13 protein-coding genes are annotated in these 12,822 nt (G+C 63.3%); 7 read left to right on the top strand and 6 right to left on the bottom strand.

The window, feature by feature from the left end; translation table 11 throughout:
• The first annotated feature begins 62 nt into the window (after positions 1-62).
• From hpaD to hpaI, 5 genes are read left to right on the top strand one after another with little or no spacing between them, the layout of a single operon-like run.
• Positions 63-986: a 3,4-dihydroxyphenylacetate 2,3-dioxygenase gene (hpaD, locus tag AB7M33_RS18795; protein ID WP_265967862.1), complete on the top strand. Its 924-nt coding sequence runs from the start codon at positions 63-65 to the stop codon at positions 984-986.
• Positions 987-1,045: 59 nt separating this feature from the next.
• Positions 1,046-1,456 (top strand): 5-carboxymethyl-2-hydroxymuconate isomerase, encoded by a 411-nt coding sequence (locus AB7M33_RS18790; RefSeq protein WP_454243280.1) that lies wholly within the window; start codon positions 1,046-1,048, stop codon positions 1,454-1,456.
• A gap of 51 nt (positions 1,457-1,507) precedes the next feature.
• Positions 1,508-2,815, top strand: a complete 1,308-nt coding sequence (locus AB7M33_RS18785; RefSeq protein ID WP_027596127.1) for an MFS transporter — start codon at positions 1,508-1,510, stop codon at positions 2,813-2,815.
• Between the two features lie 17 nt (positions 2,816-2,832).
• Positions 2,833-3,636, top strand: coding sequence for a 2-oxo-hept-4-ene-1,7-dioate hydratase (gene hpaH, locus AB7M33_RS18780; RefSeq protein WP_027596126.1), 804 nt, complete (start codon positions 2,833-2,835; stop codon positions 3,634-3,636).
• Between the two features lie 10 nt (positions 3,637-3,646).
• On the top strand, positions 3,647-4,450 hold the full coding sequence (hpaI, locus tag AB7M33_RS18775) for a 4-hydroxy-2-oxoheptanedioate aldolase (RefSeq protein WP_454243279.1): 804 nt from the start codon (positions 3,647-3,649) through the stop codon (positions 4,448-4,450).
• A gap of 104 nt (positions 4,451-4,554) precedes the next feature.
• On the opposite strand, the gene AB7M33_RS18770 is transcribed toward hpaI, so the two are convergent.
• From AB7M33_RS18770 to hpaR, 3 genes are all read right to left on the bottom strand, one after another.
• Positions 4,555-5,493, bottom strand: a complete 939-nt coding sequence (locus AB7M33_RS18770; RefSeq protein ID WP_027596124.1) for a p-hydroxyphenylacetate 3-hydroxylase reductase component — start codon at positions 5,491-5,493, stop codon at positions 4,555-4,557.
• Positions 5,494-5,568: 75 nt separating this feature from the next.
• Entirely contained in the window at positions 5,569-6,738 is a 1,170-nt protein-coding gene (locus tag AB7M33_RS18765; protein ID WP_027596123.1) for a p-hydroxyphenylacetate 3-hydroxylase oxygenase component, read from the bottom strand.
• 203 nt (positions 6,739-6,941) lie between these two features.
• The gene (hpaR, locus tag AB7M33_RS18760) at positions 6,942-7,364 is read right to left on the bottom strand and encodes a homoprotocatechuate degradation operon regulator HpaR (protein ID WP_454243278.1); all 423 of its coding nucleotides are present in this window, start codon (positions 7,362-7,364) and stop codon (positions 6,942-6,944) included.
• Positions 7,365-7,604: 240 nt separating this feature from the next.
• Between hpaR and AB7M33_RS18755 the strand changes: the two genes are divergently transcribed.
• Together AB7M33_RS18755 and AB7M33_RS18750 are read left to right on the top strand one after the other, a co-directional pair.
• Entirely contained in the window at positions 7,605-8,903 is a 1,299-nt protein-coding gene (locus AB7M33_RS18755) for an NAD(P)/FAD-dependent oxidoreductase (RefSeq protein WP_454243277.1), read from the top strand.
• Between the two features lie 30 nt (positions 8,904-8,933).
• Positions 8,934-9,299 (top strand): cupin domain-containing protein, encoded by a 366-nt coding sequence (locus tag AB7M33_RS18750; protein WP_027596120.1) that lies wholly within the window; start codon positions 8,934-8,936, stop codon positions 9,297-9,299.
• A gap of 143 nt (positions 9,300-9,442) precedes the next feature.
• Here AB7M33_RS18750 and feaR read toward each other — a convergent pair whose 3' ends face one another.
• From feaR to AB7M33_RS18735, 3 genes are all read right to left on the bottom strand, one after another.
• The gene (gene feaR / locus AB7M33_RS18745; protein WP_454243276.1) at positions 9,443-10,384 is read right to left on the bottom strand and encodes a transcriptional regulator FeaR; all 942 of its coding nucleotides are present in this window, start codon (positions 10,382-10,384) and stop codon (positions 9,443-9,445) included.
• Positions 10,385-10,498: 114 nt separating this feature from the next.
• Complete coding sequence (locus AB7M33_RS18740; protein WP_238210883.1) at positions 10,499-11,083, bottom strand: DUF3156 family protein; 585 nt, start codon at positions 11,081-11,083, stop codon at positions 10,499-10,501.
• A complete protein-coding gene (locus AB7M33_RS18735; protein ID WP_027596117.1) occupies positions 11,064-12,560 on the bottom strand; it encodes an APC family permease in 1,497 nt (498 codons plus the stop codon). The genes AB7M33_RS18740 and AB7M33_RS18735 overlap by 20 nt, the downstream gene beginning before the upstream one ends.
• Between the last annotated feature and the right edge of the window lie 262 nt (positions 12,561-12,822).

The following is a 12,822-nucleotide window of genomic DNA, read 5'->3' as shown; positions in this document are numbered from 1 at the left end:
GCGGGCAAGCCCGCTCCCACAGGCTTCTACACCCTAACAACATCCTCTTACCGGAGATTTCCATGGGCAAACTCGCTCTCGCTGCCAAGATTACCCATGTACCGTCCATGTACCTGTCCGAGCTGCCTGGCCCGCGTCAGGGCTTTCGGCAAGCCGCCATCGACGGGCACTACGAGATCAGCCGACGCTGCCGTGAGCTCGGGGTCGACACGATTGTCGTGTTCGACACCCACTGGTTGGTCAATGCCAACTACCACGTGCTCTGCGGCCCGCATTTCAAGGGCGTCTACACCAGCAACGAACTGCCGCACTTCATCAGCAACATGGAATACGAGTTCCCGGGCAACACTGCACTCGGCCAACTGCTGGCAGCCGAATGCAACCGCTTCAACGTCGAGACCATGGCCCACCACGCCACCACCCTGGGCCCTGAGTACGGCACCCTGGTGCCGATGCGCTACATGAACCAAGACCAGCACTTCAAGGTGGTTTCGGTCTCGGCGCTGTGCACCTCCCACTACCTGGCCGACAGCGCCCGCCTCGGCTGGGCCATGCGCAAGGCCGTGGAAGAGCACTACGACGGCACCGTGGCGTTCCTGGCCAGTGGCTCGCTGTCACACCGCTTTGCGCAGAACGGCCAGGCGCCGGATTTCGCCACCAAGGTGTGGAGCCCGTTCCTCGAAACCCTGGACCACCGCGTGGTGAAGATGTGGGAGAACGCTGAATGGGAAGACTTCTGCGGCATGCTCCCCGAATACGCCGCCAAGGGCCACGGTGAAGGGTTCATGCATGACACCGCGATGCTGCTCGGTGCCCTGGGCTGGTCGAAGTACGACGGCAAGGCCGACGTGGTAACGCCCTACTTCGGCTCGTCGGGCACCGGCCAGATCAACGCGATCTTCCCGGTCACCCCGCAGGATGGTGCTGCCATCCCCGCCGCGCAGGCCGCCAACCCGGCCGCGGTGGTGTCCACCAGCCGCCTGTAGTTCCGCTACCTGGCCGCTCTGCCGGGCGGCCAGGCGTTTCTGCCAAGAGGATGCCCTTCATGCCACACCTGGTTCTGCTCTACACCCCCGACCTGGAAACAGACGCCGACATCCCGGGCCTGTGCCGTGCCCTGGCCAACACCATGCTCGAACAGCGCGATGCCGCCGGCAAGGCCGTATTCCCCACCGGCGGTACCCGCGTGCTGGCCTACCCCGCCGCGCACTGCGCAGTGGCGGATGGCAACGGCGACTATGGCTTTTTGTACGCCAACCTGCGGATGGCCAACGGCCGCTCCGCGGAGGTTCACAAATCAGTCGGCGACAGCCTGTTGCACGTGCTCAAACAGCACCTGGACGCGCTGCTCCAGCAACGCCCCATCGGCATCACCCTGCAGATCGACGAGAGCAACGCGCAGGTCTACGACGCCAAGCACAGCACCCTGCACCCGCTGTTCAACAAACCGGCCTAAGCCAACGGCCGACACCTTTCACCGTCTCATCACACAACAAGTACAACAAATATGAGCACACTCGAGCACGCCTCGCGCAGCACGGCGCAAGCCACACTCATGGACAGTACACACCGGGCCGTCACCTGGCGGCTGATGCCGTTGCTGCTGGTGTGTTACCTGTTCGCCCACCTGGACCGCATCAACATCGGCTTCGCCAAGATGCAGATGAGCCAGGACCTGCACCTGTCCGACACGGTCTACGGGCTGGGCGCCGGGCTGTTTTTCATCGCCTATGCGTTGTTTGGCGTACCCAGCAACCTGATGCTCGACCGCGTCGGCCCGCGCCGCTGGATCGCCAGCCTGATGGTGGTGTGGGGCACACTGTCGACCTGCATGCTGCTGATCGAGAGCAGCAGCGCGTTCTACCTGCTGCGGTTTGCCCTGGGCGCGGCGGAAGCCGGGTTTTTCCCAGGCATTCTGGTGTACCTCAACCGCTGGTACCCCGCGGGCCGCCGTGCCCAGGTCACGGCATTGTTCGCCATTGCCGTGCCGCTGGCAGGCGTGGTCGGCGGGCCGCTGTCGGGCAGCATTCTGGCGTTCATGCATGACGCTGCGGGCCTGCGTGGCTGGCAGTGGATGTTCCTGATCGAAGGCGCCCCGGTGATCCTGCTCGGCCTGGTGGTGCTGGCGGTCCTGCCCGAGCGTTTCGAGCAGGTGGCCTGGCTCGACGCCCAGCAAAAAGCCGCCCTGCGCGCCCAGTTCGGCCAGGAAGAACAACGCAAGCCGGTCACCTCGTTCGCCGGCATCCTCGCCAGCCCTGCCGTGTGGCTACTGGTGGCGGTGTACTGCGCAGTCATGCTGGCGGTGAACACGCTGGCGTTCTGGATGCCCAGCCTGATCCACACCGCCGGCATCGGCAGCGACGCCAGTGTCGGCCTGCTCAGCGCCGTGCCGTACCTGGCCGGCTGCGTGTTCATGCTGGCCTGCGGACGCTCGTCCGACCGCCACCGCGAGCGCCGTTGGCACTTGTCCATCCCCCTGCTGATGGCCGCGGCCGGTATCGCGATCGCTGCCCTCGCGCCCAACCAGGCACTGCCCGTATTGGCCGGCCTGGTGCTGGCGGGCATGGGGGCGAGCGCCGCCCTGCCGATGTTCTGGCAACTGCCTACGGCGTTTCTCAATGACCGCACCCAGGCTGCCGGCATCGCCCTGATCAGCTCGCTGGGCAGCATCGCCTCGTTTGCCACGCCCTATTTCATCGGCTGGGTCCGCGACACCACGCAAAGCGCCAGCCTCGCGCTGTATGTGCTGGCTGCGTTCATCACCCTCGGCGGCCTGCTGGTGCTGCGTACCCGCGCCGCCATCGTCAACCCTTGAACCTTGAGACTTCAACCATGCTCGATAACGCATTCATCCAACAGGCCGCCGAGCGGCTCGACCAGGCCGAGCGCTCGCGCGAACAGGTGCGCCAGTTCTCGCTCGACCAGCCTGCCATCACTATCGAAGATGCCTACGCCATCCAGCGTGCCTGGGTGGCCAAGAAGCTCGCCGCCGGGCGCAAGCTGGTCGGCCACAAGATCGGCCTGACCTCCCGCGCCATGCAGGTCTCGTCGAACATTACCGAGCCTGACTACGGCGCGCTGCTGGACGACATGCTGTTCGATGAAGGCAGCGACATTCCGTTTGAGCGTTTCATCGTGCCGCGCGTCGAGGTCGAGCTGGCCTTCATTCTCGGCAAGCCGCTCAAGGGCCCGAATGTGACGGTGTTCGACGTGTTGGACGCCACCGAGTGGGTCATCCCGGCGCTGGAAATCATCGACGCGCGCATTCAACAGGTCGACCCGCAGACCCAGGCCACGCGCAAAGTGTTCGACACCATTTCCGACAACGCCGCCAACGCCGGCGTTGTCATGGGCGGGCGCGCAGTACGCCCCACCGAGATCGACCTGCGCAAGGTGCCGGCCGTGCTTTACCGCAACGGTGTGATCGAAGAGTCCGGGGTCAGCGCCGCGGTGCTCAACCACCCGGCCAAGGGTGTCGCGTGGCTGGCCAACAAGCTGGCCGCGTACGACGTCACCCTGCAGCCGGGCCAGATCATCCTCGGTGGCTCCTTCACTCGCCCAGTAGCCGCACGGCCTGGCGACACCTTCCACGTCGACTATGACCTGCTCGGCTCGATTGCCTGCCGTTTCGTTTGAGGACTTGCCTATGGACATGCCCGTCAACCGCTTCAAACAACGCCTGCGCAGTGGCGAGCCGCAGATTGGCCTGTGGCTCGGCCTGGCCGATGCATACTGCGCGGAGCTGGCGGCCAATGCCGGCTTCGACTGGTTGCTGATTGACGGCGAGCACGCGCCGAACGACCTGCGCGGCATGCTCGCGCAGTTGCAGGCGGTGGCGCCCTACCCGAGCCAGGCGGTAATTCGCCCGGTCATTGGTGACACAGCGTTGATCAAGCAAGTGCTGGATATCGGCGCGCAGACCCTGCTGGTACCCATGGTGGAAACCGCCGCCCAAGCACGCCAGCTGGTGCAGGCCATGCAGTACCCGCCCAAGGGTATACGCGGCGTGGGCAGCGCACTGGCGCGGGCATCGCGCTGGAACAGCATCCCGAGTTACCTCGACCAAGCCGACGCGCAGATGTGCTTGCTGGTGCAGATCGAGAACAAACAAGGGCTGGCCAACCTGGATGAGATCGTTGCGGTCGAGGGCGTCGATGGCGTGTTCATTGGCCCGGCCGACCTGAGCGCCGCCATGGGCCACCGCGGCAACCCTGGGCACCCTGAGGTGCAGGCAGCCATCGAGGACGCGATCGTGCGCATCGGCAAGGCAGGCAAAGCGGCGGGTATTCTCAGTGCGGACGAGACGCTGGCGCGGCGCTACATCGCCTTAGGCGCGGCGTTTGTGGCGGTGGGGGTGGATACCACGGTGCTGATGCGTGGGCTGCAGGATCTGGCGGGGAAGTTCAAAGGTACGTCGGCGTCGGTGAGTGACGGGGGCGGGGTTTACTGAACAGCAATGGGGCTGCTTTGCAGCCCTTTCGCGAGCGAGCTCGCTCAGGGACCGCGTGATCCCTGGGGCGATGGGCCGCAAAGCGGCCCCTGGTTATCAACAGCTCACATCTGAATGATCGCCTTCAACACCGTCTTGAAGGTATCCAGCTGCTCTTCACTGAACTGCCCAAACACCTTGTCCTGCTGCTCCCTGGCAATGGTCCACAGCGCCTCGGTCTCATCCACACCTTTCACCGAAAGCCGCACCCGCCCCTCATCGTCAGCAATCAGGCCCTTGCGCTTGAGGTTGGCAACCGCTTCCTCGATCTCACGCGCAGGCATCGCCACTTCGCGCTGCAGGTCGTTGAGGCTGAGCCCGGCATCGTTCTCCAGCACCATCAACATGCGCGCCTCACTGGTACGCAACCCGGTGCTCAGTTGACGTGGCTGGTAATCACCCTGGTAGGCACGCAACGCCTGGGTCATCAGGTAATACAGGTTGTGCTGCAGGCGGCCCTGGAAGTGGCTGCTCGGCGCCTGGCCCTCTGCACGCTGGGTCATGCGTGTGTGGGGCAGCACCATCGAATAGGCGCCTTGGTGGTACAGCAACGGCGAGCGGCCGAAGTCATCGAACGCCACCACCTTGCCCACCAGAATCCAGTGGTCGCCGCCGTCCAATTGCTGAAACTTCTCACACTGGAAGCGCGCCGAGCAGTCAGCCAACAGCGGTGCGCCACCCGCCCCTTGCTGGTAATCGATGCCTGCGAACCGATCGTCCTTGGGCCGCGCGAAGTTGTTGGACAGCTCGATCTGGTCCGCCGCCAGAATGTTCACGGCAAAGTGCGACGCTTCTTCGAATACTTCATGGCTGGTGGAGCGTTTGTCGATGCTCCACAAGATCAACGCAGGCTCCAGCGAGACCGAGTTGAAGCTGTTGGCAGTGACGCCGACCTTGCGCCCGCTGGCGCCAGCGGCGGTGACTACGGTGACGCCGGTGGCGAAGTTGCCCAGCGCGCGGCGGAAGGCTCGGCTATCGAAGGCCGTGGTGTTTTCAGTGGACATGCAAGACTCCCGGGCAGGCCAAGGGCCCGCCCTGTTTGTTGTTGTGGTTGTAAGGGGAATTGACCCGCGCGCGGGTCAGACCATCGCCGGATCAGGCTCCAGGCCCATCAGTTCGCGGCCGAGGATCTGCGCGCAAACGTCATAGTCGGTGTAGGCGTGGGCACCGGTCAGGTGCGCATCACGGAACAGCCGCTGCATCTCGTTGCTTTCAAACCAGGCGCCGCCGCCGGACGCTTCCATCAGCCGGTCTACCGCCTGGATACACATCTTCACGGCATAACCCTGGTTGGTCCGCCAGAACGCCAGCGTGGCGCGTGTGGGGTATTCGTGGCGTTCGCTGTACTCGGCGATTTCATCCCAGCTTTTTTCCAGCAGGGCACGGGCGGCGGCCACTTGATGGGTGGACTCGGCCAGGCGCATCAGCGCAGGGGTTGCAGCCCCCACTGCGGCGCCGGTGTAGGCACGTACGCGGTTGCGGGTTTTCTCGCGGAACACCTCCAGCATGCGCTCGGCGACACCGAGGCTGACGGTGGAAAAACCACTGGCGAAATACGGGCGGTACGGGGCGAAGAAGATCTTGCTGTCTGGGTACAGACCAAAGCCTGCCGACTTGCCTTCCATCATGTCCTTGGCCTTCTGGATGCGGTGCTCCGGCACGAAGGCGTCACGTACGATCAAGGTCTTGCTGCCGCTGCCGCGCATGCCCACGGCATACCAGTCATCACGGATTTCGTAGTCGCTGCGGGGCAGAACGGCAAAGCAGTAGTCCTGCGTACCTTCGGCATTCTTGCGGCGGAACCCCATGATTGCCCACTCGGCATGGTCACAACCGGAACTCCAGCCCATTTCGCCACTGAAGGTCACGCCGCCTTCGACTTCCTCGGTACGGCCAAAGGGCGCGATGCTGCTGCTGGCCGTGGCATCCGGGTTGGTTTGCCAGACCTCCTGCTGCAGCGTGGGCGAGAACATCGCCATCTGATGGCTGTGGGTGCACAGCAGGCTCATGGCCCACGCGGTGCTGGCGCAGGCGCCTGCCAGCAAGGCGATGCACTGGGCAAACTGCGGCAGCGAGATCTCCATGCCGCCATAGTGTTTAGGCAAAAAGGCACGGTGCATGCCGATGCTCTTGAGCAGCGCGATATTCTCTGCCGGGACACTGCGATCTTGCTCTGCACGCACCGCATTCGCAGCAATTGTCGGCAGGATCGACTTGAGGTCTTCCAGCAGGGGATTTGGCTTTTTCATGAACGGTCTCTTTATTATTGGAGAGTCAGCTGCGGCTGCGCACGCCCTGTGGCGCAGGCGTTACGGTGCTATGGCACAGCCGGCAAGTCGGTAAAGACGCGTTCAGTATGTGAGGTGCGAGTGCGCCTCGAAATGCACGTTACGGCGGGAAAATTGCACTTTCCATGGTGTTGATCAACCGAGGTGCGGTGGGCTCTGACAGGTCACGGTTTGATCTTTTTCATTTCGTTGAGCAGCTGCATCAGTTGCTGCAGTTTGTCTTCGCCGAACTGGCTGAGGATCCGTTCATAGTTGTGGGCCATTTCCTCGCTCATGGCCATGAACGCCTGCTGCCCCTTGTCGGTCAGGCTGATGAACACCCGGCGCTGATCTTCTGGCGACTTGCGCCGGGCGACGACCCCATCGCGCTCGAGCCGCTTGAGAACACCGCTCATGCTGGGCTTGAGGATGCAGGCAAGCTCGGCAAGCTGATGGCTTTCCAGTTCGCCTTGCTGGTGCAGGATACGAATCACCCGCCACTGCTGTTCGGTCAGGTCATGGGCATTCAATGCCGGCCGAAAGAACGCCATCGTGGCTTCGCGAGCCTGCAACAGGGTAAGGGTCAGAGAGGGTCTTGGTGTGGTCATGCGTGCCCGAGCATCATGGAAAGTGGCGAGCAGGCCAGTATGCCAGCACGGGCTCATTAATACATTAACCAATCAGCCGCTGGCAGCCCTGTTCAACCGCTGCCAGTGGCACTGGCAGGCTGGTTACACTCGCTGGCAGGCAAGGACAAGACACCCGCCGGTGGTCAGGCGCTCAATGGCCTCATGTGCCAGAGCGCTTGCCAAACGGCCCTATCACACTTCTATTCAGCAGGCGGCGTCATGATCACCCTCGAGAGCCCGACCTATTACTCCGCGACCAAAAAGTACAACCTGAACTTCCCCACGCTGGAACGTGACATCGACGCCGATGTCGTGGTCATCGGGGGCGGCTTTTCCGGCATCAACACCGCGCTGGAGCTGGCGGAAAAAGGCGTGACCAACATCGTCGTGCTCGAAGCGCGCTACCTGGGTTACGGCGGCACCGGGCGCAACGGCGGGCAGATCATGGCGGGCATCGGCCATGACCTTGAGAAGATCCGGCGCAGTGTCGGCGACAAGGGCCTGCAGGAGATCTTCGCGATCAGCGAACTGGGCGCCGGCATCATCAAGGCACGTATCGCCCGCTACGACATCGACGCCGACTTCTGCCACGGCTATGGCTACATGGGCTTCAACAGCCGCCAGGAAAAGACCCTGCGCGCCTGGGAAAAGCAATTCAAGGCTATCAACGCACGTGACGAGATCCGTTTTCTGGGCGGCTCGGAAGTGCGGCAGATCATCGGCAGCGACGCCTACAGCAGCGCCCTGCTGCACATGGGCGGTGGCCACGTGCATTCGCTCAACCTGCTGCTCGGCGAAGCCCAGGCCCTGGTCGGCCACGGTGCACGCATTTTCGAGCACAGCCCGGCACTGGAAGTGACCTACGGTGAGCGCATCAAAGTGCGTACCGGGCGCGGCTCGGTGCGCGCCAGCAAGCTGCTGTGGGCCTGCGACAGCTTCCTCAACAAGCTGGAGCCCGAACTGCACAGCCGCACCATCAACACCTACGCCTTCCAGATGATGACCGAGCCGCTGCCGGAGGCGCTGATCGACCGCATCAGCCCGATCCGCGGTGCCTACAGCGATATCCGCCCGGTGATCGACTACTACCGGGTCACCCGCGATAACCGCCTGCTGTTCGGCGCTGCCACGTCCTGCATCGAGCATATCCCGCTGGACCTCAAGGCGTGGAACCGTGCACTGATGCTGAAGATCTTCCCGTACCTCAAGGACGTGCGCATCGACTTGGCCTGGGGCGGCCCGATGGCCACCAGCGCCAACCTGTTCCCGCAGATCGGCACGCTGAGCAACCGCCCCAATGTGTTCTATGTGCAGGGCTATTCAGGCTTTGGCGTGACGCCTAGCCACATCATTTGCAAGATCCTCGCCGAAGGCATGCACGAAGGGTCCGCACGCTATGGCCTGCTCAGCTCGGTCAAGCATGCGCGAATCCTCGGCAAGGACCATTTCCGCCCGCTGCTGCTCACCGCCGGCAAGGCCGCGCACCAGCTGTCGGGCTATTTCAACGGCCGCCGTTGAACCTTTCCCTCTCATCACTGGAGCACTGCCATGACCCTCACCGCCGCCAAACAAGGCGTCCAACTGTCCGAACTCGACCCGTGGGGCAGCGTTGCTGACTTGGGCTCGGAGATTCTCGAAGGCGACGTCAACGCCTTCGGCAAGATGACCCACGGCGCGCCGACTGACCCAGTCAGCAGCGCCTACTTCGGCACCACGCGTGGCAAGTTCCGCATGGTCTACCCGTTCGACGAGCAGGCGGTGATCGTCACCGGCGAAATCCAGCTGACCGATGAATCCACGGGGCAAGTCACCCGCTTCAAGGCCGGTGATGCCTGGTTCGTCAGCAAAGGTACGCCGGTGCTGTGGGAGGTGCTGAGCGAATCGTTCGTCAAGCATTACCTGGCAGTGGCCTGAGGCTTGCCCCCGGATTGACACGACCTGGGTTAGGAGCAGCCTTGTGCTGCGAAGAGGCCGGTGAAAACACAGTGAATCTTCACTGCTTTCACCGGCCTCTTCGCAGCACAAGGCTGCTCCTACCTGGGGCGCTGAAGCGCGTGTCAGGCCATGGCCTGGGCGCGGAAGTCCTTGGGCGATTGTTCGAACTGCTTTTTGAACGAGCGGCTGAAATGCGCCGAGTCGGTAAAGCCCCACTTGTAGGCGATCGAGGTGATCGACTCGCGCTTGAAGAACGGGTTGGCCAGGTCGTCCGCGCTGCGCTTCAGGCGCGCACGCTGGATGTAGCGGCAGACGCTGTCGCCCTCCTCCTCGAACAGGCGGTACAAATGCCGAACCGAAATGTTCAGCCGGCCGGCCAGGTTGGCCGGTGTCAGCCCGGGCTGTGACAGGGACTCGTCAATCACCTGCTGCACATAGCTACGCAGGTTGGCCCCACTGAGCGGGCCAAGGGTGTGCGGCGAGTCGCTATTGCGCTCGAATCCGGGCTCCAGCAACGCAATGAATGCCGTCTGCAACGCATCGCCTTGCGCACCATCGCCACTGGCATGGTCGTCCTTGCACAGTTGGTCCATCAAAACATGCAGCATGCGCCCGCAGGCATTCGATGAGGAAATCTTGCCGAACATCGCACCGCTGCCTTGCACATGCTTGCGCACCTGCTCGCGGGAAAGGGCCAGCGAAACATGCTCGATCAGCCCGCTGGGGGTGATCTCGCAACGCCCGACAGAGTCCATCAGCAGCAACTCGCCCGGCGCCAGGCTGACCTGCATGCCGCCCTGCGCCACCGTCGAGTAGCCCATGCGCTGGCTGACCAGAAAGCAATGCTGGTCATCGTCGAGGGTCGGGTTTTCGCCCAAGCGGCGGATGTTGCCGGCATTGGTGCGCAGATTGGCCAGTGGTAACCCCGCACGGGAAAACGTCGACACTTCGCCGATGAACAACGCCGGGTTGGAGGCCAGCTCGGTCTCGAAACGGCCGCAGATCTGCTGCATGTCCGTGGTCCAGCGTTCCAGACCCTGACGGTTGGGTTGTTGAGTGTGCATGGATGCCCTCGACGCAGAATTTGTTGTTATGCAGCCATTGTTAACATGTTATCAATGACCGCACAACTGTGATCTCTCGTCTGAAGCTTGAGCAAGGCACGTGCCAAAAAAGGCTTAGAGACGGGGTAGCGATTGCCCGAACAGGCCGAGGCAGGCCATCAGGTGCGCGCGTTGCGGCGGGCTGATCTGAATGTAGCGACGAAACGCTGGCATGCGGTTGACCACTTCGCTGCCGCCCATGTGTTCCAAGGTCAGCCACCAGTGGCCATCGCGGCATTCCAGGGTCAGGCGCTTGAAATCCAGCGGCATCAGGGCGGCGGTCAGTTGCGCATTGTTCAGCAGTTGCTCACGTACCTGGGTGAAACGCGCCTTGTCGCCGCTGCGGTACACGCACGCCAGGCCGGTACGACGGATTGCACCCGCATGACGCATTTCAAGCATTACCCCGCCCCCTTGCAGGGCAGGCAGGCACAGGCGGAATTCGCAGGTGACCACATGCATCAGCAAGTGCGCCTCGACACACTCACGTACCTCGGCACGCCAGCCCAGCGCCGGGTTGTCGATCACCCCGCGGGCGGGTTCCAGCAACTGCATGTGCACCTGCCCCAGGTTACGCGACAGCAGCCCCAGCGTGGCCCCGGGCCGGTAGCCGGCCGGGGCACGCGGCGCCAGCAGGCGATCACGCAAACGTCTGATCATGGTGCAGGTGCTCCACTGCATGGCCCGGCTCTGCCGCAAATTCTTTTTCCAGCACATCCTCGACCCGCGCCGGCTTGAACGGGTTGACCTTCTGCACGCACAGCGTCCAGAACAGCGCATAGGTAGCGGTGCCGGCCAGCATGATGGCGAACGGCACATAGATGTCGGCCGGGTTCATGCCTGGTGGGGTGATGAACGCCATGCCAATGACGATACCGCCACTGGAAATGATCTGCGGCAGCGGGAACAGTGGCGAGCGGTAGGCCCGTGGCAGGTCGGGCCGGCGGATGCGCAGGATCACCACCGACAGCGTCACCAGCAGGTATGCCGTGCTCCAGGCACACACTGCCGCCAGCACCAGGTGCAGGATGTTGTCCGGGTTGCCGCCCAGGTACCAGGCGTGCAGGCAAGGGATCAGGGCAACCACAAGAATGCACAGCAAGGGCGTCTTGAACCGCGGGTGAAGGTAGGCGAAAGCCTTGGGCAGCGCGCCGTCCACCGCCATGCCGTACAGGATGCGAGGCACCCCGGCCATCAAGGTGTTGATGGTGGCGGCGCCGGCAAACAAAAAGCCGATACCCAGCCACACCGGGCCGATATCGCCCATCACCTGTTCAGCGAAACGCGGGATAGCCATGGGCGTGTCGAGCAAGTGCACGCCGCTGGCGGCATCGAGCACGACGTTTTCCACCTGGCGCTTCATGGCTGCGCCATAGATGAACATGCAGCTGGCCACGCCAAACAGCCCCAGCGCCATGGCCCGCGGCAACACCCAGGCCGAACGGCGCAGCTCCGGCGCCAGCGGCGTGACGAACTCACAGCCGACGAACATGAACATGGCCATGCCGATCAGCGAGAGGATGGTCATCAGGTCGGTACCGACCAGCGACGCCCCGAACGGCCCTTCCAGCTCCACCGCCGGTGCGGCGATCAGGCCCAGCACGCCGAACACCATCAGCGTGGTCCACATGCCGAAGGTGAGGATCACTTCGGCCCGGCTGAACGCACTGACCCCAAAGGCATTGAGCACGGCGAACGCCAACACGAAGCAGACACCCAGCAGCCACGAACCGCCCGCCGACTCAGCCAATGTGTTGAGGTGCTCGAAGTTCACCAGCGCCATGACCCCCGACAGGATGGTTTCGGCAGTACCGGCGAACACGTGCACGATCAGGTAGGCCGACAACGTGCCGGTGATGGCGAAGAAGCGGCCCATGCCGCAGTTGATGTAGTCGTAGACCGACCCTGTGGTTGGCAAGATCGAGGCCGCTTCGGCAAAGGTGGTCGACTGCGCCAGCATCATCAATGCCGCGATGACCATGGCCAAGGCGAAGGCACTGCCGCCAATGCCAAACCCCATGGTCGCGGTGAGGATCACCGGGCTGGCCATGATCAGCCCGACGGTGCTGGCCAGCGCCGTAGGAAAACCGACACTGCCCCGGTTGAGATGCTCGGTGAGCTTATTGTTGAGTGACATCGTTATGCCCCGGCTTGTTTTTGTGGCGTTGAACGCGGCAAGTGAACCTGCACGCACGGCTGTTGTTTGCCTCCCTGCGTCATCACTGTGCGCCGCAGCCGGCGGGGCGTCTTGCCCATGGCTGCCGTGGCCCTTGTTGCTGCCTGCCAGCACCTGCATGCCTGGCAGGCAGCGTCATGCCGCCGTCAGGGAGATGCAAGATCAGCACCGGGCCCGTTCACTATGCTCGACGCTTTGGCGGCCGGTCAGGCCGCGTTCCTCT

The sequence above is a fragment of the Pseudomonas sp. Y3 TE3536 genome (assembly GCF_053629175.1).
Note: the sequence above shows the minus strand (reverse complement) of the source record. Positions and strands in the feature narration are given on the sequence as shown.